Source organism: Brucella sp. TWI559 (genome assembly GCF_039674265.1).
GTDB classification, from domain to species: domain Bacteria; phylum Pseudomonadota; class Alphaproteobacteria; order Rhizobiales; family Rhizobiaceae; genus Brucella; species Brucella chromiisoli.
The window spans coordinates 92,631-114,183 of record NZ_JBDJNE010000004.1 but is presented as its reverse complement, the minus strand read 5'-3'; the positions used below and the strand labels follow the sequence as shown (position 1 = coordinate 114,183).

Genomic DNA, 21,553 nt, shown 5'->3' with positions numbered 1-21,553 from the left:
GGATTATGAATATCCAGACCTCAAAGCCAAGGACGCAAGCCGAAAGCGCACTGATCGACAGTTTCGCGACCCGTATGGGCGAGCTTCCGGGCAATGCCGATGTCGTGGTTGCACGCGACAATGCGCTGGAATCGTTGAAAGTGAACGGTCTTCCGTCGCGCCGCATTGAAAGCTGGCATTACACGGATTTCCGCACGTTGCTCAAAGGCGTTGCTGATTTCAACCCGAGTGCAGGCACCAATGCGCTTCCCGCATTGCTGGCAGGCTCTTCTGTCATTGCGGTGAGCAATGGTGCAACGCTTGCAGCCAAGGCACCGGAAGGTGTGACCTTGACTGCCGTGCGTGACCGGCTTGCTGATGGTTCGCTCGTTTCGCAGCTTAACACTCGGGGAACCGATGATACGATTGGCCAGATCAACGCTGCCTATGTCAGCGACGGCTGGGGATTGTCGATTGCGGCTGACACTGAGCTTGAAGCACCACTTGAACTTCAGAACATCCAGAAGACCGGGCAGGGCCACACGCGCTTTCCTGTTGAAATTGGGGCGAACGCCAAGGCAACGATCATTGAACGTCAGTCAGGTGGCGAAGGCGATGCTTTCTCAACCTCTGTCAGCCATGTGAGCGTTGGCGATGGCGCTGATGTCATCTGGGTTATTCTGCGTGATTTTGGTCAGGCAACGCAGCTTGCTCAGTTCAACGCAACCATTGGCACGGGTTCGAAGCTCACGCTTTACATCGTCAATGCTGGCGGCAAGCTGGTTCGGCAGGAAGTGCATCTGACAGTGGCAGGCGAAGATTCGGATTTCGAGCTTCGCGGCCTCAATCTGCTGGCAGACGATTCCCACACCGATGTCACCATGACGGTTGCACATCTTGTTGAGAACACGCGTTCGACCCAGATTATCCGCAACGTGGTCAAGGATCACGCACGCGGCGTTTTCCAGGGCATGATCCGTGTTGCACAGATCGCCCAGAAAACCGATGCGCGTATGGCCTGCAACACGCTGCTTCTATCGGATGATGGCGAGTTCGATGCAAAGCCAGAGCTGGAAATCTTCGCTGATGACGTGGCTTGCGGCCATGGTGCAACGGTTACCGAGCTGTCGAAAGACTACCTCTTCTATTTGATGGCGCGCGGTATTCCGGAAAATGAAGCACGCGGCTTGCTGATTAAAGCATTCATCGCCGAACTGATAGAAGAGCTGGAAAACGAAGCTTTGGTTGAGGCGCTGGAAGACGTGCTCTCGAACTGGCTTGCAGCCCACGCTTGATTGAACAAGGCGGAGTCATGCTTGCTCCGCCTTTTCTGCCTCAAGGGTAGAAGGAACGGTCATGGATCATAAGAATCCGCTTGTAGCGCGCTATGATGTTGAAGCGATCCGCAGAGACTTCCCCATCCTGTCACGACAGGTTCATGGAAAGCCGCTTGTTTATCTGGATAGTGGTGCTTCTGCACAAAAGCCGCAAAGCGTCATCGACGCTGTCACACATGCCTATGCAAATGAATACGCAAATGTGCATCGCGGCCTGCACTTTCTTTCCAATGCTGCCACAGATGCTTACGAAAAGTCGCGCGAAACCGTGCGCCGCTTTCTGAATGCTGGCTCTGTTGACGAAATTGTCTTTACGAAAAATGCCACCGAAGCGATCAACACGGTCGCTTACGGCTACGGTATGCCCAATATCGGCGAGGGTGATGAAATCCTTCTGTCGATCATGGAGCATCACTCCAATATTGTGCCGTGGCATTTCATCCGTGAGCGGCAGGGTGCAAAGCTTGTCTTCGCGCCGGTGGATGACGAAGGCGTGTTTCATATTGAGGAATTTGAAAAGCGCCTGACCGAACGCACGAAGCTTGTGGCAATCACCCATATGTCCAATGCGCTTGGCACAGTGACACCGATCAAGAAGATCGTTGAACTGGCCCATGCACGCGGTATTCCGGTGCTGGTCGATGGCAGCCAGAGTGCTGTCCATATGCCAGTTGATGTGCAGGATCTGGGCTGTGACTGGTATGTGTTTACTGGCCACAAGGTTTACGGCCCGTCAGGAATCGGCGTTCTCTTTGGTCGTGCTGAAATGCTCGAAAAGATGCGCCCGTTTCAGGGCGGTGGCGAAATGATCGAAGAAGTGACGGAGGAAAACGTTACGTATAATCATCCGCCGCACCGTTTTGAGGCTGGCACACCACCAATCGTTCAGGCGATTGGGTTAGGCGCAGCGCTTGAATATATGGAAAAGATCGGCCGTCATGCGATCGCAGCCCACGAGGAAGACTTGCGCAACTATGCGCATGAGCAACTGGGTAAGATCAATTCACTGCGCATTTATGGCAATGCACCCGATAAGGGTGCGATCATCTCATTTGCGCTTGATGGCATTCACGCGCATGATGTCTCGATGGTCATTGACCGGGCAGGGGTCGCGGTGCGTGCGGGCACGCATTGCGCACAGCCACTCTTGAAACGCTTTGGCGTTACCTCTACATGCCGTGCATCTTTTGGCATGTATAACACCCGTGCTGAAGTTGACGTGCTGGCAGAAGCCTTGGAAAAGGCAAGGAAGTTTTTCGGATGACCGAGACCGAGCAAAAAGTTCAGGAACAGACTGAAGCCAAAGCCGATGATGTGAATGCATCGGCGGATGGAAAGTCTGTTTTTTCCGCCTCTGCTATTCCTCAGGAAGAGCTGCTTCGGCTGACCGATGACATCATCAGTGCGTTGAAGACGGTCTATGACCCTGAAATTCCAGCGGATATTTACGAGCTCGGTCTGATCTACAAGATCGACATCGAAGATGACCGCACGGTTAAAATCGAAATGACACTGACGGCTCCCGGCTGTCCGGTTGCAGGCGAAATGCCGGGATGGGTCGAGAACGCGGTTGGAGCTGTCGAAGGTGTTTCCATGGTCGAAGTCACCATGACCTTCGATCCACCATGGTCTGCTGACCGCATGTCGGAAGAAGCACAGGTCGCTGTCGGCTGGTACTAAAGCGTGTCGCGCTTAATCGTACCCGATACGCTCACTCTATCTTCTTATTTTAACGCATGTCGTTGTCGGATCGTGGCGGGAATAGCAATCAGTCCGGTTGGACTGATTTCCCCGCGAAGGCGGTCCCCACTTTTCCGTGACATGCTCTAATAGTCAAAGAGAAGCCCCTCGCATTGCGTGGGGCTTTTTCTATTTGGCATTAAAAACCAGTCGTATTGGCGTAATGAAGAGATTTTCTTCCAAAACACCCCTGAAACAGACCAACGACGCCACCGAGAGCCGTGGCCGCTGAAACAAGGCCTTGGCCGCCCCTGAACGGTATGGAGAGGCTTGCGCCTAAAAACTTTAACCCGCGGCCTGCAATCTTGAGCGGCAGCTTTTTAAGTGTCTTATTGGGGTTTTCCCGATAACGCGCACCGAACTCGGTAATATTATGATCGCGATTGCGGCGATAATGATAGCTCAGTGTCAGGCGAGACGGGGGTACGGTTTCGTAGACGATGGCATCACAAGCCCAACCAGTTTTGGCGCCAAGCGACTTTGCTTTCGTCCAGAGGTTCCAGTCTTCGCCGCCAGTCAGGCCAAAATGGGAATCAAAACGCAAACCGGTCTCGCGGAAAAAGTCCAGTTTTCCCATCCAGCTTCCCGTCGCAACTTTGATCGAATCGCCACGCCCCATTGCGCATTTCTGTCGGCACTTGCGCTCGGATTTATAGCCACTGCGTTCGATCCCCGACCAAACAAGTTTCTGAACAATTGTCAGGTTCTCATCAAATGGCTTCGGCCTTACTGGAGAGCCGACAATATCGAGATCAAGTCGGTCACGCTCTGAAAAAAGTTTCACGAGCCAGTCTGCCTCTACAAACTCGTCGTCATCCACATAGACAAGATAATCAAAACCCTGTTCAATGGCGTGGTTCAGCGCACGGTTACGCGCCGATGATATGCCTAAAATGACCTCGACAACATAGTCGATCGGATCGTTTGGCATAAGCGCACGAAAATCTTCGATGGTTCCATCAAGCGTAGGGGAGGCGTTATTCTCGACGACAAGGAAGGATACATCTGTATCGTTTGGCTTCTGAATAGAAGCCAAAGACGAAAACAGATTACAGAGCATCTTAGGCCTGTTCCTCGTGACGACGGAAATGCAGATACGCCGTTGATGCATGATTAATCAGCCTAAGTGATCATTTGATATATTCAGTAAGCTTAATATACAATTATTATGGAGGCAATAGTTGTATTGAGCGTAAATATAGCCGCGATAATGGCTGACATCTATTACAGGGTAAGTTATTTTTTTTGAAAAAATACAGTGTTCATACACAACTGCTTAAAGTGGTGCCCCCAGAGAGACTCGAACTCCCGACCCCCTGATTACAAATCAGGTGCTCTACCAACTGAGCTATAAGGGCAGCACTGGCGTCGAATTAGCATAATTCTGGCGCGTGTAAAGCAAAAATTCACATCGAGCAGGGAATAGTCAGCAGGTTTTGCATATGATAGCCATTAAGCCTGTGGAAACAGCATCTTTTTGGGCGCATTGGAACCGAATAATATGAACGATAAATCTCTGGCGCTTCACTTTTTGCCATCTGGAACAGAAGAATCACTGGCTGCACAAAAAGAGCTGGTGAAGCGCTATGGGCATGTTGCGGCTGAGGATGCGGATGTTGTCGTGGCACTCGGGGGCGACGGCACCATGTTGCAGGCACTGCGAGATTTCATGAATAGCGGGGTGCCTGTCTATGGCATGAACCGTGGTTCGGTCGGCTTCCTCATGAACGAGTTCAGCATTGAGGATTTGCCCACGCGCATTCTCGCCGCACAAAAGGAAACGATCCGCCCGCTCGAAATGATTGCAGAGACGGAAGATGCGCCGCCTTTCAAGGCGCTGGCAATCAACGAAGTGTCGCTTTTCAGGCAATCCTATCAGGCGGCAAAGGTTCGGATCACCATTGATGGCAAGATACGGCTTGATGAACTTGTCTGCGATGGCGTGATGGTTGCCACGCCTGCGGGTTCTACCGCCTATAATCTCTCGGCACAGGGGCCAATTCTGCCGTTGGAAGCGCCTCTACTCGCCTTGACACCCGTCAGCCCATTTCGCCCCCGCCGGTGGGGTGGCGCGCTTTTGCCAAAACATGTGACCGTGCGCATGGATGTGCTTGAAACGGAAAAGCGCCCCGTGAATGCGGTTGCTGACAACAACGAGGTTAAATCAGTAAGATCAGTCACAGTGCGCGAAGATCTGGACAGTCAGGTTGCGATCTTGTTTGATCAAAATCATTCTTGGGATGAGCGAATTCTAACAGAACAATTTAGACATTAGTTGGCTATGATTTTAGTAAATTCACGCATTGGTGTTGGAGGAAGCACAATAAAATACAAATAATAAGCATTTTTATATTCTTTGATGGTATTTTAGTTGACTTTTGCACGCTGTGGACGTAGGCGATGCTACGTGAAAACGCTTTTTGCGTTGCAGACGCCTTTTCTGCCTTGGTTCCTGCGCCGGATGACGCGGCTGCAATGACAGGATGGGTGCAATTCATTTCCAAAAAAGAGAGCTGCGCCTCCATTGACGACATTTGCCGAACTCGGTCTTTCCCCGAAAGTGCTCGCCGCTGTTGAAGCTGCGGGTTACACCGCGCCAACGCCTATTCAGGCAGGTGCCATTCCTCCCGCGCTGGAGCGCAAGGATGTGCTCGGCATCGCCCAGACAGGCACGGGTAAGACTGCATCTTTCGTTTTGCCAATGCTTCATCTCTTGGAAAAGGGGCGTGCACGTGCTCGAATGCCGCGCACGCTTATTCTTGAACCGACGCGCGAGCTCGCAGCGCAAGTTGAAGAGAATTTTGTTAAATATGGCGTCAATCAGCGTTTGAATGTAGCGCTGCTGATCGGTGGCGTCTCGTTTGATGAGCAGGAACGCAAGCTTGAGCGCGGTGCAGATGTACTCATCGCGACCCCAGGTCGTCTTCTTGACCATTTCGAGCGCGGTAAACTGCTTCTGACCGGCGTTGAAATTCTGGTTATCGATGAAGCTGACCGTATGCTTGATATGGGGTTCATTCCTGACATTGAGCGTATTTGCAAGCTGATCCCATTCACCCGCCAGACGCTGTTCTTCTCGGCGACCATGCCGCCGGAAATCACCAAGCTGACGGAGCAGTTTCTGCATTCGCCGACGCGCATTGAGGTTGCAAAAGCATCCTCAACTGCCAAAACAGTGACCCAGCGTCTTGTGAAGTCTGGCAAAAAGGATTGGGACAAGCGCGCAGTGCTGCGTGATTTGATTCGTGCTGAAGGAGATTCGTTGAAGAATGCGATCATTTTCTGCAATCGCAAAAAAGACGTATCCGAACTCTTCCGCTCGCTTGTTCGCCACGAGTTTGATGCCGGTGCTCTGCATGGTGATATGGACCAGCGCGCGCGCATGGCGATGCTTGCCGGTTTCAAAGAGGGTAAATTGCGGCTTCTCGTGGCTTCGGATGTCGCAGCCCGTGGCCTCGATATTCCTGACGTCAGCCACGTCTTCAACTATGATATTCCGATCCATTCGGAAGATTATGTGCACCGTATCGGTCGCACAGGGCGTGCAGGCCGTTCGGGCAAAGCTTTCACGCTGGTGACTGCTTCGGACACGAAATACCTCTCGGCAATCGAATCCATGATTGGCGAAAAAGTTGAATGGCATGACGGTGATCTTTCGACCTTGCCAGCAACTGACGAATCTGACGATACGTCACGCAAGGGCAAGAATGCTCGTGGCAAAGGTAAAGACGCCAGGGGCAAATCGAAAGATAAGCAGAAGGTCGAGACACCTGTGATTGTTCAGGCAGATGAGCCGCAGCCGGTAATCAGCGAAATCAAAGAACGCCGTGATCCGATCCGTACGTCAAATGATGATCGCCGCGGCAGGCCGCAAAACGATCATCACAAGCGTCGTCGTGATCGTGATGATGATGACGGTCCGGTGCCGATTGGTTTCGGCAATGATATCCCAGCATTTATGCTGATCCCCACCGGGGTTCTGGCATAAGACAATAAAAGCCGATCTGGTTAAACCAGGTCGGCTTTTTTAGTGTGTTTCCCACAAACGTGCGAAGTGTTTTGCGCGGAATAATGACGAAAACCAGATAGTTAGATTATTTCCACTGTTTCAATTCAAACAGAAAATGCTTTAGTTTTTCGTACGGGAGCGAAGACTGGCTGCAAATGCCAGTTTTACCCAGTCGGCCATGATTTCCGGGTCATCAAAGGCGTCATCGGGTACGCTCCAATAGGGCATTGCGACCGGCTTACCGCTCTTTCGGTTATCATATGACCATTGTCTTGATCCAGCCTCTATGAAAGCTGGCGCTGTTTGTGCGTCCACCTTCAAAAGCAGCTCGTCGTTAACAACGAGCGCTACGATCAGACCCTGGTGATAAATGCCTTTGCCGCCAAACATACGGCGAATGCTGATCGCACCTAAGCCTTCAAAAAACTCCCGAAGAGATTGGTCATCCATCCAGCTTTAAACAGCGTCCTGAATTTGGTGCAGCCTTTCGGCTGATGCAGGCTGAATCTCAACAGATTCACCACAGCCACAAGCCGACGTCTGATTTGGATTGTTGAAAACAAATCCTGTTCGCAAAGTTGTCACTTCAAAGTCCATTTGGGTGCCCAGCAGGAACAGCACAGCTTCGGGCGCGATATAGACCTTCGCATCATCCTTTTCGACACAATCATCACCGGCTTTTGGCTCTGTGACGAGATCGATTGTATATTCCATACCGGCACAGCCACCTTTTTTCACGCCCACGCGAATGCCCAGTGAGCCTTCACGGGAGGCCATGATTTCACGAACGCGCGCTGCGGCTGCATCGGTAAGCGTCAAGACTGAGAAACGGCCCATTTTCATCTCTTCCGGTGTTGTGCTGGTTTACGATTGAAGAATCATTCAATCTGCCCGAGGCAAAGCGCTTTTGTGTTAGGTTGCCACGTTTTTACTATAGTTAGTGTTGTAACATCATTACTGCAAGACGCCAAATCAGAGAGCCGCGATAACCGGCCTACACAAGTTGGTGTGCTGTAACAAAAGAATTGCTGGAAGAGGAAAAGCGAATGTCGATTAAGCGCATGCAGCCTTTGATACTTGCCGGAGTTGCCGGCGTTTTCAGCACGATTTTTTTTATATCTGGCACTCAAGCGCAGGATGCGCCGAAAAAGGCCACTTCCGCACAGGAGCAGGTCAACCCTGTCGAGGAAACCAAACCCTCAGAGCAGACACAAGACGTAGCTGATGGTGCGATTCTTCCTGATTATCGTGATGATCGCTCAACACCACAGGCACTCATTGAATCCTATTATAACGCCATTAACCGTCAGGAATATGCCCGCGCATACGGGTATTATTCGGAAGAGGGGCGTGAGCCTGACTTCGCGAAGTTCGTCAAAGGTTATAAGGGTACGAAGAGCGTAAAGGTTGCCGTTCGGAAGGTTGAGCCAGATCCGGGCGCAGGACAGATCTACTGGAGTATGCCGGTCGCGATAGAGTCGGAGAGCGAGGATGGCAAGAAGCAGGTATTCACTGGCTGCTACACGATCAACCTGACCAATCCCGGCATTCAGGCAGTGCCTCCATATAAGCCAATGCAGATTATGACGGGTTCTTTGACCAAATCGCCGATAGAAATTGAAAAAAGCGTACCGGAGAGCTGCGAAGCACCATAGTCAAATTATTGGCTTGACCTTGCCACGATGGAAAGCTGCATCATGGAAAAAGTTCAGACAAGGAGTAATTTGAATGGTGACGTTTTCAATCCCAACGATGAAATGTGGCGGCTGCGCGAAAAGTGTTACAAGCGCTTTGCATGAAGTTGATCAAGCAGCCAAAGTGACGGTTGATCTCGATAAAAAGGAGATCACCTTGGACAGCGTTGCATCCGAACAGCAAGTGCTGGATGCGCTTAAGGCTGCCGGTTATCCAGCAACCATCGCGTAATGATTTGACATAAATTTGATTGTACGTGTCTCGTAACACAAACATACAAAGCACAATTGCCGGACCTTTAACACGCCCGGCATTTTATGAGAGCGCTCTGCACCCAAAAGGGTGTACGGCGCTCTAAGACCATGCGGGATTGGCGACCAAGTGTTGCAGTCGGTCGTGCGTTTCTTGTGTTTGATTGACTGTAGGGCCGTTTTTTGCCACATCAACGACAAATCTCGTTTATGGTACCCGTAGCGACAGCGAATTTCGATGGGACGGCTTTGCCGTGCCAACAGGGGCTGGTCGTAAAAGGGGATCGGAACATACAATCATCGCATGACCGCGATAAAGAAGGATGTAAGGCATGGCTATGGTAGCCGATTTCCAGGATCTTCGCACGAAGATGGTTGATAATCAGATCCGCACAACGGATGTCACGGACCTTCGGGTTATTGATGCTTTTCTGACCGTTCCCCGTGAAGTCTTTGTTCCTGCAAACCGTCAGGTCCTTGCCTATATCGACGAAGACCAGTTGCTTGAAGGCGAGGGCGCTGCGCCGCGCTATCTCATGGAGCCGTCGCCTTTCGCGAAGCTGGTACAGCTCGCAAAAGTGAGCAAGGACGATGTCGTTTTGGATGTCGGCTGCGCCACTGGATACTCTTCGGCTATTCTTTCTGAGCTCGCAGGTTCGGTTATTGGCCTTGAAAGTGATTCCGCTTTGTCCGCTGTTGCAGCGGCTCGTTTGCAGGAACTTGGCCATGACAATGTTGTGATCGTTTCAGGTGATCTGAATAAAGGTTATGCATCGGAAGCGCCCTACGATGTGATTTTCATCGAGGGTGCAGTTGATTTTGTACCTGAAGTACTTTTCAATCAGCTTAAAGAAGGTGGCCGTCTGGTCGTTGTCGAAGGGCGTGGAAATGCCGGAATTGCGCGACTTTACGTAAAAGAAAACGGGATTGCTTCGGGGCGCACCGTTTTCAATACGGCAGTTCGTCCGCTTCCTGGTTTTGAACGCGTTGAGCAGTTCGAGTTTTGATCCAGCGCGTGGGGCAATTCTGCAACGATGTGAAAATTGTTTGTGAAAGCACTGGTGGGAAAGATGGAAATAACCGAATTTACACGTTATTAAGTCTTCCCGAACCAATCGGTTCGATTGTGGATTCGTTTGTTCTTATATGAGGTATACGGTGTTCAAAGCGTGCAAAGGACTTATGGCAGCAGCAATCCTTCTGTCGGGCACCGTATTATCGGGACAGGCCGCTCTGTCAGAGACGCTGACTGGCGCTCTCGTGAAAGCCTATAAGAACAACGCGACACTCAACTCGTCGCGTGCTGGCGTTCGTATTCAGGATGAAAACGTAGCGATTGCGAAATCCAATTATCGCCCGCAGGTGACCGGGTCTTATAATGTTGGCCGCAGCAAGTCGCCCGTTTCAGGCTATCGCACAACCGGCACATACGGCATTGAGCTCAATCAGATGCTGTTCGACGGCTTTCAGACGAAGAATAACGTCGCAGCCGCAGAAACCACTGTCTTTGCGCAGCGCGAAAACCTGCGTAACACTGAACAGAACACACTTCTATCGGCTGTTCAGGCTTATATGAATGTGTACCAGCTTCGTCAGATTGCAGTGCTGCGTGAAAAAAATCTTGCAGCTATGAACGAGCAGGTTCGTGCTTCGCGCGCGCGTCTTGATGTTGGTGAAGGTACACGCACTGACGTTGCTCAGTCGGAAGCGCAGCGTTCGACTGCTATCGCACAATTGAATGCAGCCCGCGCTGACGTTAAGTCTGCAGAAGCGACATATGTTCAGATTGTCGGTGCACAGCCTGATCGCCTTTCACTGGCACCAGCAGCTAAAAACCTGCCGCGTTCTCCAGAAATGGCTTTTGCGAATGCAAAGAATATTCATCCCGGCATTCTTGCAACTCAGTATGCAGTTAACGCACAGGGCTATAACGTCAAGGCCAAGGAAGGCGCATTGCTTCCGACTGTTGGCTTGACCGCGAGCGCAAGCCACCTCGACACTTATGCCGGTACCAATGCAGGCGATGGCAACTCGGCATCGGTCGGTCTCGGTGTGAGCATTCCGATTTATACCGGCGGACGCACATCGGCACAGGTCCGTCAGGCGAAGGAACAGTTGGGGCAGGCTCGCATTGAGGTTGATGTTATTCAGGATCAGGTTCGTCAGGCAATCAGCTCTGCTTGGTCGCAGCTGGAGGCAGCGCGTGCTTCTGTGAAGGCTAATCGCGACGGTATTGCCGCTGCTCAGCTTGCACTTGATGGTGTTATCGAAGAGCGCAAGGTCGGTCAGCGGACCACACTTGATGTTTTGAATGCGCAGAATGCTCTTGTTGATGTTCAGATCGCGCTTGTGCAAGCAGAACATGACTCGATTGTCGCGAGTTATGCACTTCTGGCTGCCAGTGGTCGTATGACAGCGCAGGATATGCAGTTGCAGGTTGCTCAGTATAAGCCGGAAGAGCATTACAATGCAGTCAAAGACAAATGGTTCGGCCTGCGTACGCCGGATGGTCGTTAAGCAATTGCTGCAATAAAGTTTACCGAACGGCGCCAAGGGCGCCGTTTTTGATTCTCGAAACAAAGCATAATTCTTAATAAATTGATAAAGCTGTGGGTTCGGATTGCACATGGCTGTGCAGGGATTCTCAAATCATCGAAGGTTCTGTACCCTTAATCCATTGATTCTTTGCCTCTGCAGGCAATTGACAATAAGGAAAGACGGACAGCTATGGCACAAACATCAAGCGCGGCGCGTGAACCGTCAATGGAAGAAATTCTCGCTTCCATTCGCCGGATCATTGAAGACAGTGATGTTTCCCGCCACCCGATTGTTGCCCCGCCTTCGTTTTCGGCGCGTAGCGAGGTTGCAAAATTTCGCAAGCCTGTTTCCGTTCAGGAAACTCTGCCCGAACCGGGCATCCTTTCTGAAGAGACCGTACTGCGTGGTTCCATTCAAGAACCGGCACTGAAAGAAATCAGAGCAGTGGAAGCACCGGAGGCGGACGACGACGAAGATTTCGTTCTGGATGCACAGAATGATGACAAGCGTAGCGACGTTTTAAAACCTGCCGCCAGGATCGATGATATGCCTCCACTTGAAACGCAGATTGCGAACGAACTGAAGGTTTCGGAGCCAGTTGAAGAGCGCAAGCCGCAGGTTGAAGTCCCGCCTGCCGATTTGAAGCCGCAGAGTGCCGCACATATTTTATCGGAAGGTACGGAGCGAAAGGTCGCTGCCGCATTTCAGGATTTAAACCACGCTGTTCATTCAGAACCGCGGCGTTCGTTCGATGATATTGCGGCTGATATTCTGCGTCCGATGCTACAAGACTGGCTCGATAAGAATTTGCCGACGCTCGTCGAACGGCTCGTTCGCGAAGAAATCGAACGCGTGGTGCGTGGCGAACGCTAACAAAACTGCACCAGAGCGGACTATTTGACCCGTCTGTCTTGCAGGCGGGTTTTCACTTTTAGGGTGATTTGTTGGCTGTTAGTTGCTATTGAGCCGTCAATCAATTCATTCCGAATTCAGACCGGATATTTCTATGCTTGAGAAGACTTATGACGCTGCGGCTGTAGAGCCGAAAATCGCTGAACGCTGGGAAGAAGCCGGCGCTTTCAAGGCGGGTGCAGGTTCAAAGCCGGGCGCTGATCCTTTTGCAGTCGTCATTCCGCCACCCAATGTGACGGGCTCGCTGCATATGGGCCATGCGCTGAACAACACCGTTCAGGACATCATGGTTCGCTTTGAGCGTATGCGCGGCAAGAATGTTCTCTGGCAGCCGGGCCTCGACCATGCGGGTATCGCCACGCAAATGGTGGTTGAGCGTCAGCTTGCAGAACGGCAGGAGCCGAACCGTCATGCCATGGGCCGCGAAAAGTTCATTGAACGTATCTGGCAGTGGAAGTCTGAATCGGGCGGAATGATTTCTAATCAGCTTCGTCGTCTTGGCGCATCCTGCGATTGGTCGCGTGAGCGTTTCACGATGGACGAAGGTCTGTCGCGCGCTGTCATCGAAGTCTTTGTTTCGCTTCATAAGCAGGGACTGATTTATCGTGACAAGCGGCTCGTGAATTGGGATCCAAAGCTTCTGACCGCGATTTCCGATATTGAAGTCGAATCCCGTGAGACCAAGGGTCATCTTTGGCATCTGCGTTATCCGCTGGAAAACATTCCGTTTGATCCCGAAAACCCGCACACCTTTATCGTGGTTGCAACGACCCGTCCTGAAACTATGCTGGGCGATACAGGGGTTGCTGTAAACCCGAAGGACGAGCGTTATCACGCCTCTGTCGGCAACAACATTGTTCTGCCGCTTGTTGGCCGTCTCATTCCCGTTGTTGCGGATGATTATGCTGATCCTGAAGCAGGTTCCGGTGCCGTCAAGATCACACCGGCACATGACTTCAACGATTTTGAAGTCGGCAAGCGCAATGATCTGCGCGCGATCAACATCCTGACACCATCGGCTGCCATCACGCTGAAGGACAATGTTGACTTTCTGGAAGGTCTGGAACTGACGTCCGAACTTAACGCGCTGATAAGCGTGTTTGAAGGTCTCGATCGCTTTGCTGCGCGCAAGCGCCTTGTCGAAATGCTTGATGAACAGGGCTATCTGGAAAAGATTGAAGATCACACTCACGCCGTTCCGCATGGTGATCGTGGTGGCGTGCCGATCGAGCCTTATCTGACAGATCAGTGGTATGTGAATGCCGCAGAGCTGGCAAAGCCTGCCATGGCTGCCGTTCGTGATGGCCGCACGCAGATTGTACCCAAAAATTGGGAAAAGACCTACTTCGACTGGATGGAAAACATTCAGCCATGGTGCGTTTCACGTCAGCTCTGGTGGGGACATCAGATTCCGGCATGGTACGGCCCAGACGGCAAATACTTCGTTGAAAAGAGCGAAGAGGAAGCCAAAGCCGCTGCGCGCGCGCATTATGGCGAAGAGGTTGAACTTGAACGCGATACCGATGTTCTGGATACCTGGTTCTCGTCGGGTCTCTGGCCATTCTCCACACTTGGCTGGCCCGACAAAACGCCTGAGCTCGCAACTTATTATCCAACAAGTGTTGTGGTAACGGGTTTCGATATTCTGTTCTTCTGGGTCGCCCGCATGATGATGATGGGCTTGCATTTCATTGAGGAGGTTCCGTTCCATACGGTCTATCTTCATGCACTCGTGCGCGACAAGCACGGCGCCAAAATGTCCAAGTCCAAGGGCAATGTCATTGATCCGCTGGAACTCATGGACGAGTACGGCGCGGATGCGTTGCGCTTCACCCTTGCCATCATGGCGGCGCAAGGCCGTGACGTGAAGCTCGATCCAGATCGGATAGCAGGCTATCGCAATTTTGGTACCAAGCTCTGGAATGCAACGCGTTTTGCACAGATGAACGGCGTAAAGCTTGACCCGAATTTCAAGCCGGCTGATGCAAAGCTTGCCGTCAATCGCTGGATTTTGACTGAACTGACCAAAGCAGCTGCTGCTGTTACGGATGGTATTGCAACTTATCGTTTCAATGAAGCGGCAGGCGCTGCTTATCGTTTCGTCTGGAACCAGTTTTGCGACTGGTATCTTGAGTTGCTCAAGCCGATTTTCATGGGTGAAGATGAGCTGGCCAAGGCGGAAGCGCAGGCAACGGCTGCTTACTGTCTGGATGAAATCTACAAGATTTTACACCCATTTATGCCGTTCATGACCGAAGAGCTCTGGACGCTGACCGCAAGCGAGGGCGAAAAGCGTGATACAGTTCTTGCTTTGGCGAAATGGCCGGAATTGACGTTCGAGGATGGAGACTCCGCTAACGATATCAACTGGCTGGTTGATCTTGTTATGGGGATTCGCTCTGTTCGTGCAGAGATGAATGTTCCTGCGCGCGCGGTCGCTCCGATTGTGGTCCTCGAGGCCAATGCCGCCACTGTTGATCGGTTTGCGCGTCACGATGCGGCAATCAAGCGTCTGGCACGCGTTGAAAGCGTATCATTTGCACAGGAAGCGCCAAAAGGTTCTGCCCAGTTGGTACATGGTGAAGCGACGATCTGCCTGCCGCTTGGCAGCCTGATTGATCTTACGGCTGAAGCAGCGCGTATGGCCAAGGAAGCGGGTAAAATTGCCGCCGAAATGGAAAAAATCGAGAAGAAGCTCTCGAATGAGAAGTTTGTGGCCAATGCCAAGGAAGAGGTCGTTCGGGCCGAACGTGAACGCTTGACCGAACTAAAGGATGCTGCCGCACGCGTTGCGACGGCTCAAGCACGTATCCGCGAAGCAGGCTGATTCAGGCTTCCAGCTGAAGCCTAAATCGAATCAAGCACCCGGCAGCTCTGTGTTGCCGGGTGTTTTCGTTAAACATGTTGGTAAATGGCCCCTTTCAAGGAGCCTGTGCCCTCATCGAACCACGGTTTCGATTGTTTTTTACTGATGTTGCGCTTTAGCAACAAGGCGGAAAAAGGGCTTAAAAGTGGCCGAAATTGGCAATTCTCGAACGTTTATCTCCAGGAAACTTAGCAGAATTCCTGCTCGCTCCCATTATTTTGGGGTTTTCGATAAACCTAGGCTCCGATAGGCCGAACCTGTTCCATTTATGCATCTTGCAGCTTGAATCATTCCTGATTTACGTTTGCGTCAAAGTAAAAGTTTCGGGTTCACGTTATTTTGTTTGGGAGGACATTTCATGAAGGCCAACAGCCTGAAAATAGCGGGTATTGCAACTGCGCTGCTTGGGAGTGCGGTTGTTGCACATGCAAGCGGCCTGGAGCGCAGTTCGCAGGATTTTGATATCCTGTTTGAGCAGGGCACGGTCGTTGATACGACAGGAACGTTTGTTGCCCCGCAACGTAAGCTCAAGAATATTCGTGGTTCGGCCGTGGGGGCAGCAACTGGGGGCATTAACCCAATCACCAGACAGCCTTATGGTACTGAAGTTGATGAAGCCAAGAGTTATTGGGTTCCCAAATTTTCAGCTAAGGTTGATCTGACAAACGACCTCGCTTGTGCTGCACAGTACCGCCAGCCTTGGGGTATTCATACCGACGTTGGCACTGACACAGTGCGTATGTTTACGGCCATTGAGCAAAAAATTTCTTCACATGATTATGGTCTGAACTGCTCGTACAGGTTCTCCGCAGGTGAAAAAGGTTTTTTCCGCCTTCTCGGTGGCGTTAGTTATCAGGAGCTTAGTGGCGAGCAGACGCGCATGATCCCACCGGGATCGGCTTTTGGTGGCTCGTTCCGTGTGGCTTCGCTTGATGTGGAAGATAAGTCATTCGGCTGGCGTATTGGCGCTGCCTATGAACTCCCTGAATATGCAATCCGCGCAAGCGTTGTCTACCAGTCGGAAGTGAAATACACTCTTGAAGGCACCATTGATAATCTGGCTCTAAGCCCGATTACCGGGCGTGGGCTTCCGATTAGCGTTGCTGGCGATGTCTCAACGCCACAGTCAGTGGAATTCAAGTTCCAGACCGGTATTGCCCCGGATTGGCTTGCTTTCGGTTCGGTCAAATGGACTGATTGGTCAAGCGTCGAGAAGGTTGCATTCAATTCTTCTTCAAACCTTCAGCTGGCACCGGGTGTTGTTATTCCTAAGGGAACAAATATCACCAACCTGAACCTCTACTATCAGGATGGCTGGACTGTCAGTGGTGGTGTCGGTCATAAGTTCAATGAACAGTGGTCTGCGGCTGCAACGGTTACGTGGGATCGCGGGACGACAACCGGGCTTACATCGCAGACAGACGTTTGGCTGTTTGGTCTCGGAACAAACTACAAGGCAACGGATAATTTCGAAGTTCGTCTTGCTGGTGCCGCTGGCTGGCTGACGTCCGGTGAAATGGACGACACTTATATCAATGGTAAGTTCAATCCGACTGGTTCTAAGGGCGATTTTGGAAACGATTTCGTGGGCGCTTTGTCGCTGACGGCCAAGGTCAAGTTCTGATCGTTTAATGTCGACAAAAAAGCCCGGCTCGAAGCCGGGCTTTTTTGTTCAGAGCAGCGTTTTATTACTCAAGGCGTGCAAGCAGTGACGATGTATCCCAGCGTCCGCCACCGTTTTTCTGGACTTCCTTATAGAACTGATCAACAAGCGCTGTGACGGGCAAAAGCGCACCGTTTCGGTCCGCTTCGTCAAGGCAAATTCCCAAATCCTTGCGCATCCAGTCGACCGCAAAGCCAAAGTCATATTTGCCTTCATTCATGGTGCGATGGCGATTTTCCATCTGCCACGAACCAGCTGCCCCTTTGGAAATGACCGCAATCAGCTTTTCTATGTCGAGGCCGGCCTTCTTACCGAAGTGAATGCCCTCGGCCAGCCCTTGCATGAGACCGGCGATGCAAATCTGATTGACCATCTTCGCCAACTGACCAGAGCCGACAGGTCCCATCAACCCAACGGAGCGCGCATAGGCTTCGATGATTGGCTTGGCACGGTCGAAAATTGGTTCCTCTGCGCCGACCATTACAGTGAGAACGCCGTTTTCAGCACCTGCCTGACCGCCGGAAACCGGGGCGTCTATGAAATGAAAGCCGCGCGATTGCGCTTCTGCGTCGAGCTCGCGCGCAACCTCTGCGGAAGCCGTTGTATTGTCGATGAAGATCGCTTCTTTTTTCATGGCGGAGAAGGCGCCATTTGCCCCCACCGTCACTTCGCGCAGATCATCATCATTGCCGACACAGCAGAAAATGAAATCGGCATCTTTCGCTGCTTCCGCCGGAGAGGCTGCATGCTTGCCGTTAAACTGTTCTGCCCATTTGATCGCTTTCGCATCTGTCCGGTTATAGACCGTAACGTCATAGCCACCTTTGTTTTTAAGGTGGCCTGCCATTGGATACCCCATGACGCCGAGGCCGAGGAAGGCTACTTTAATTGCAGTCATTGTCTGTTACCTCCGAGAGGGAATATAAGAATGCTTAAAAGCAGGGATAAATATATGTCGCTGTGCAAGTGCCGCGGTTAGGTTAGGGGCGTCATCACGGCTTTCCGATAGGCCGCGCGCTGCGAAAGGCGCTGATACCAGTCTTCAAGATGAGGCATTGACGGACGTGTGATCGGAAACGCGAACCATGCATAGACATAGCAACCAAGTGGTATGTCACCAATGCCGAAATTTTCCCCCGATAACCATTTCTGCTGGGAAAGAGCATGATCTGCAATCTTGAGCGATCGCGTCAGGCCCTCAATTCCGTGCTGCGCAACGGCCTTGTCGCGCTTGTCTTCGGGAAGCCGGATCAAATTTGCCATCACATTGCGAAAATCCGCATAAAGCGTGGAGGATGCCCAATCCATCCACTTTTCCGCCTGCGCACGTTCGGCAGGGGCTTCAATCCAAAGGCCGCTCTTTGCATGCGTTGCTGCAAGATAGCGAACGATCACATTGGATTCCCAGAGTGTTGTGTCTCCATCTTCGAGAAGCGGAATGAGAGCATTTGGGTTACGAGCGAGGAAACTCGCCTCCTGCAGGCCACCAAACTGCCCGCCTAAATTGATCTGCTCATAGTCGAGCCCGAGTTCTTCAGCTATCCAAAGCACCTTTTTGACATTGGTGGAATTGGTTCGACCCCAGATTTTCAGCATGATTAAGCCTGTCGATTTGCGATTGAAAGACGTGCGTTGCGCTTAAGAGAGGTATGTATTTAAAGCAGATCGCCCCCGGTAGCTGCAAGGCGAACGGGGGCGATAAATTTTCTTTATTCGTAATCTCAGCGGATCAAATGCCGTGTCAGGCGCCTTTCTAGGAAGTCCCAGACGTGCCGGAGACATTCAACGATAATCAAATAGATGACTGCCGCCCAGATATAGGTCTGAAAGTCGAATGTGCGCGAATAAGCGCGGCGCGTCTCTCCCATAAGATCGAGCACAGTGATGATCGCGACAATAGCCGATCCCTTGATCATCAGAATGATTTCGTTGCCATAAGGGCGCAGAGCAACGATCAGAGCCTGTGGCAGGATCACTTTAACAAAAGTCACGCGTTTGGAAATGCCGAGCGCTGCAGCGCCTTCCCATTGGCCGAGTCCAACGCTTTGAATGGCCCCGCGCAGGATTTCTGCCTGATAGGCGGCCGTGTTCAGCGAGAAGGCGAGGATCGCGCAATTCCACGCATCACGGAAGAACACCCAAAGACCGACGCTTTCAAGAAAAGGGCGGAATGTGCCAAAGCCGTAGTAGATCAGGAAGGTTTGAGCCAGAAGCGGTGTACCGCGAAAGAAATAGACGTAGCCAAACGCAAGGCTGCGCAGCCAACGGTTTTTGGACATACGCGCAGCCGTAATCGGTAGCGACAAAATCGCTCCAATCACGATGGAAATAGCAACCAGTTGCAGGGTAACGAGAAGCCCCGACCAATAGCGCGGTCCATAGGTCTCAAAAAGATCAATGCGCCAGCTGTTATAGAGATAAATTGCAAGACCGAGGAACATCAAAGCCCAGAAGGCAACGATGATATGTCCGGCAATTCGTGTGCGTGTCCAAACTTTTGCAACGGGGGGCGGGGCCAGAACTTTTGCAGTGCCTGCAGAGATGACTTCACTCATAATCATGCTCCCCGCGATGCATTGTTACTGGCATCGGCCCAGCGAGCGATGCGGTTTATGAAATAGGACGAGATAATCGCAAGTCCAAGATAAAGCAGACAAGCCACGCCAAAAAACAGGAAGGGCTCTTTGGTGACGCGTGCGGCAATCGATGTCTGACGTAAAATATCCGACAATGTGATGACGGACACCAAAGATGTGTCTTTAAGCAGAACCAGCCAGAGATTGGCGAGGCCGGGAAGGGCAATGCGGATCAATTGCGGAAAAATGACTTTGCGCATGGTCTGCCAATAGGAAAGACCGACGGCATAACCACCTTCATATTGTCCGCGTGGAATGGCGCGGAAAGCCGACAGAAACACTTCACTCGAATAGGATGAAAACACAAAGCCAAGCGCAATCATGCCCGCTACAAAAGCGTTGATCTCAATATTCGCATTGATATTGAAAAAGGTGAGCAATTGCTGGAGCAGAAGCGACGCACCGAAATAGACGAGAAAAAGCGTCAGAAGCTCCGGCAGGCCACGAAAAATAGTGGTGTAGATATTGCTGGCCAGTCGCATCGAGCGTTCACTCGACTGCTTTCCTAAAGCCACAATAAAACCCAGAACAAGACCGACGGGCAAGGTTGCAAGGGCCAGACTGATTGTGACGACAAATCCCCAAGCGATACTTTTACCCCATCCCCCAGGGCCAAAGCTTAACAATGTGGCGTAATGTTCCATGCGCCTAATCTCTTTCTGAGGGCTTCAAATCGATTGCGAAAATGCGATTTGACAACTTTTGAAAGTTTCTCATTATAGCCCAAATAGTTACGCCGGTTTACGTGGGCGTAAACCGGCGTCTGATATTAAGAAATTTTAATTTTCTGCACCGTAGGCGTCGAAATCGAAGTACTTGTCATTGATTTCTTTGTACTTGCCGTTGGCGCGGATTGCCTTGATGGCTTCATTGAATTTTTCGATGAGTTCCGGGCGGCCTTTTTTGAATGCAACGCCTGCACCCGGACCGTGAATCTCGATCACCGGCGGGAACGTGCCGACCATCTTGCAGCATGCACCATCTGGGGTCTTGAGCCACTCGGAAAGCGTCACGCTGTCGTCGTTGACGGCATCAAGTCGACCGTTTGCAAGATCCAGACGATATTCTTCGGCCGTTGGATAGGCTTTGATCGTGCTGTCGGTAAAGGTTTTTTCCGAGTAATTGGCATGCGTGGTTGATCCCTGCACGCCAATGGTCTTGCCAGCGAGGTCTTCCTTGGTCACGCCTTTGATGTCGGTGTCTTTCGGAGCCGCAATGCCGGGAGGGGTGTTGTAGTACTTGTTGGAGAAATCGACCTGCTTCTTGCGTTCATCCGTGATGGACATCGAGGCAATAAAGGCATCGAACTTGCCCGACTGAAGGGCAGGGATGGCGCCATCCCAATCCTGGGTTACGAATTCACATTGGGCCTTCATTTCATCGCAAAGTGCCCTGGCAATATCTACGTCGAAACCGGAAAGCGTGCCATCTGGCTGAATGAAGTTGAAGGGAGGGTAAGCGCCTTCTGTACCAATCTTAAGCTTCAGAGGCTCCTGAGCATTGGCAATGCCCGCGCTCATGCTGCCAAGAGTAATTGCAAGTGCTGCTATTGATGTCGCCGCAGCGATACGCTTAATAACGCGCATTCTTAGTCCTCTCGTTTTGTTTCGGCTGGCTCCCTGATTATTTTTCTGGTTCAGCCGTATTTAAGGAGCATTATCGACGAGGATTGTTCGGTCGCAGGTCTGACAATGTGATCCCTGATTTCTATAATTAGATGCTAGAGCTGATAACGCGCAATAATTATTCGCACTTATGCCCATCCATCCGCCCATAACCCCATAATCCCACCATTTTTCATCGAATGGCAAGACGGTTTGAGTAATTTAATTTTTAGCGTAAAAAGGGATTTTCCAAAGAAAAGGCATGATCGAAAGATGTTTTTCAGTGTTTTCCGTGTCGATATAATCAATTGTTAGTGAAAACC

At 51.4% G+C, this 21,553-nt stretch carries 20 protein-coding genes and 1 tRNA gene; 12 read left to right on the top strand and 9 right to left on the bottom strand.

Translation table 11 applies throughout. The annotated features are described in order from the left end of the window. The first annotated feature begins 5 nt into the window (after positions 1-5). The 3 genes from sufD (at position 6) to ABE530_RS07660 (ending at position 2,996) form a co-directional block, all read left to right on the top strand. On the top strand, positions 6-1,274 hold the full coding sequence (gene sufD / locus ABE530_RS07670; RefSeq protein WP_499694152.1) for a Fe-S cluster assembly protein SufD: 1,269 nt from the start codon (positions 6-8) through the stop codon (positions 1,272-1,274). Between the two features lie 61 nt (positions 1,275-1,335). Further along, the gene (locus ABE530_RS07665) at positions 1,336-2,580 is read left to right on the top strand and encodes a cysteine desulfurase (RefSeq protein ID WP_265983762.1); all 1,245 of its coding nucleotides are present in this window, start codon (positions 1,336-1,338) and stop codon (positions 2,578-2,580) included. Then, positions 2,577-2,996, top strand: a complete 420-nt coding sequence (locus ABE530_RS07660; RefSeq protein WP_265983763.1) for an SUF system Fe-S cluster assembly protein — start codon at positions 2,577-2,579, stop codon at positions 2,994-2,996. Before ABE530_RS07665 ends, ABE530_RS07660 begins: the two co-directional genes overlap by 4 nt. Before the next feature lie 199 nt (positions 2,997-3,195). Here the strand turns inward: ABE530_RS07660 and ABE530_RS07655 are convergent, their stop codons facing one another. Both ABE530_RS07655 and ABE530_RS07650 read right to left on the bottom strand, forming a co-directional pair. Then, complete coding sequence (locus ABE530_RS07655; RefSeq protein WP_265983764.1) at positions 3,196-4,167, bottom strand: glycosyltransferase family 2 protein; 972 nt, start codon at positions 4,165-4,167, stop codon at positions 3,196-3,198. Between the two features lie 171 nt (positions 4,168-4,338). Beyond that, positions 4,339-4,414 (bottom strand) — tRNA-Thr (locus ABE530_RS07650). A gap of 143 nt (positions 4,415-4,557) precedes the next feature. Between ABE530_RS07650 and ABE530_RS07645 the strand changes: the two genes are divergently transcribed. Continuing rightward, positions 4,558-5,331: an NAD kinase gene (locus tag ABE530_RS07645; RefSeq protein WP_265983765.1), complete on the top strand. Its 774-nt coding sequence runs from the start codon at positions 4,558-4,560 to the stop codon at positions 5,329-5,331. 249 nt (positions 5,332-5,580) lie between these two features. After that, positions 5,581-7,044 carry a DEAD/DEAH box helicase gene (locus tag ABE530_RS07640; protein ID WP_499694151.1) on the top strand — a complete coding sequence of 488 codons (1,464 nt, stop codon included), beginning with the start codon at positions 5,581-5,583 and terminating at the stop codon, positions 7,042-7,044. Between the two features lie 141 nt (positions 7,045-7,185). Here the strand turns inward: ABE530_RS07640 and ABE530_RS07635 are convergent, their stop codons facing one another. Further along, positions 7,186-7,515, bottom strand: coding sequence for a TfoX/Sxy family protein (locus ABE530_RS07635; protein ID WP_499694150.1), 330 nt, complete (start codon positions 7,513-7,515; stop codon positions 7,186-7,188). 6 nt (positions 7,516-7,521) lie between these two features. Then, positions 7,522-7,902, bottom strand: coding sequence for a Fe-S cluster assembly scaffold SufA (sufA, locus tag ABE530_RS07630; RefSeq protein ID WP_499694149.1), 381 nt, complete (start codon positions 7,900-7,902; stop codon positions 7,522-7,524). 209 nt (positions 7,903-8,111) lie between these two features. On the opposite strand from sufA, the gene ABE530_RS07625 reads away from it, so the two are divergent. The 7 genes from ABE530_RS07625 to ABE530_RS07595 all read left to right on the top strand — a co-directional run bounded on the left by ABE530_RS07625 (position 8,112) and on the right by ABE530_RS07595 (position 16,951). Continuing rightward, the gene (locus ABE530_RS07625; RefSeq protein WP_499694148.1) at positions 8,112-8,720 is read left to right on the top strand and encodes a Cif family virulence factor; all 609 of its coding nucleotides are present in this window, start codon (positions 8,112-8,114) and stop codon (positions 8,718-8,720) included. Between the two features lie 73 nt (positions 8,721-8,793). After that, positions 8,794-8,991 (top strand): heavy-metal-associated domain-containing protein, encoded by a 198-nt coding sequence (locus ABE530_RS07620; RefSeq protein WP_265983770.1) that lies wholly within the window; start codon positions 8,794-8,796, stop codon positions 8,989-8,991. A gap of 358 nt (positions 8,992-9,349) precedes the next feature. After that, positions 9,350-10,018, top strand: a complete 669-nt coding sequence (locus tag ABE530_RS07615) for a protein-L-isoaspartate O-methyltransferase family protein (RefSeq protein ID WP_265983886.1) — start codon at positions 9,350-9,352, stop codon at positions 10,016-10,018. A 139-nt stretch (positions 10,019-10,157) separates the two neighbouring features. Beyond that, a complete protein-coding gene (locus tag ABE530_RS07610; RefSeq protein ID WP_265983771.1) occupies positions 10,158-11,528 on the top strand; it encodes a TolC family outer membrane protein in 1,371 nt (456 codons plus the stop codon). Positions 11,529-11,738: 210 nt separating this feature from the next. Beyond that, a complete protein-coding gene (locus tag ABE530_RS07605; protein ID WP_499694147.1) occupies positions 11,739-12,422 on the top strand; it encodes a PopZ family protein in 684 nt (227 codons plus the stop codon). Between the two features lie 133 nt (positions 12,423-12,555). Further along, positions 12,556-15,288: a valine--tRNA ligase gene (locus ABE530_RS07600; protein WP_499694146.1), complete on the top strand. Its 2,733-nt coding sequence runs from the start codon at positions 12,556-12,558 to the stop codon at positions 15,286-15,288. A gap of 397 nt (positions 15,289-15,685) precedes the next feature. Continuing rightward, entirely contained in the window at positions 15,686-16,951 is a 1,266-nt protein-coding gene (locus ABE530_RS07595) for an OmpP1/FadL family transporter (protein ID WP_499694145.1), read from the top strand. Between the two features lie 64 nt (positions 16,952-17,015). On the opposite strand, the gene ABE530_RS07590 is transcribed toward ABE530_RS07595, so the two are convergent. The 5 genes from ABE530_RS07590 to ABE530_RS07570 all read right to left on the bottom strand — a co-directional run bounded on the left by ABE530_RS07590 (position 17,016) and on the right by ABE530_RS07570 (position 21,212). Beyond that, positions 17,016-17,888 carry an NAD(P)-dependent oxidoreductase gene (locus ABE530_RS07590; RefSeq protein WP_499694144.1) on the bottom strand — a complete coding sequence of 291 codons (873 nt, stop codon included), beginning with the start codon at positions 17,886-17,888 and terminating at the stop codon, positions 17,016-17,018. A 77-nt stretch (positions 17,889-17,965) separates the two neighbouring features. Continuing rightward, a complete protein-coding gene (locus ABE530_RS07585) occupies positions 17,966-18,586 on the bottom strand; it encodes a glutathione S-transferase family protein (RefSeq protein WP_499694143.1) in 621 nt (206 codons plus the stop codon). A gap of 125 nt (positions 18,587-18,711) precedes the next feature. Continuing rightward, a complete protein-coding gene (locus ABE530_RS07580) occupies positions 18,712-19,545 on the bottom strand; it encodes an ABC transporter permease (protein ID WP_499694142.1) in 834 nt (277 codons plus the stop codon). 2 nt (positions 19,546-19,547) lie between these two features. Beyond that, positions 19,548-20,270 (bottom strand): ABC transporter permease, encoded by a 723-nt coding sequence (locus ABE530_RS07575; protein ID WP_265983778.1) that lies wholly within the window; start codon positions 20,268-20,270, stop codon positions 19,548-19,550. Between the two features lie 135 nt (positions 20,271-20,405). Further along, positions 20,406-21,212 carry an ABC transporter substrate-binding protein gene (locus ABE530_RS07570; protein ID WP_265983780.1) on the bottom strand — a complete coding sequence of 269 codons (807 nt, stop codon included), beginning with the start codon at positions 21,210-21,212 and terminating at the stop codon, positions 20,406-20,408. Positions 21,213-21,553 lie beyond the last annotated feature (341 nt).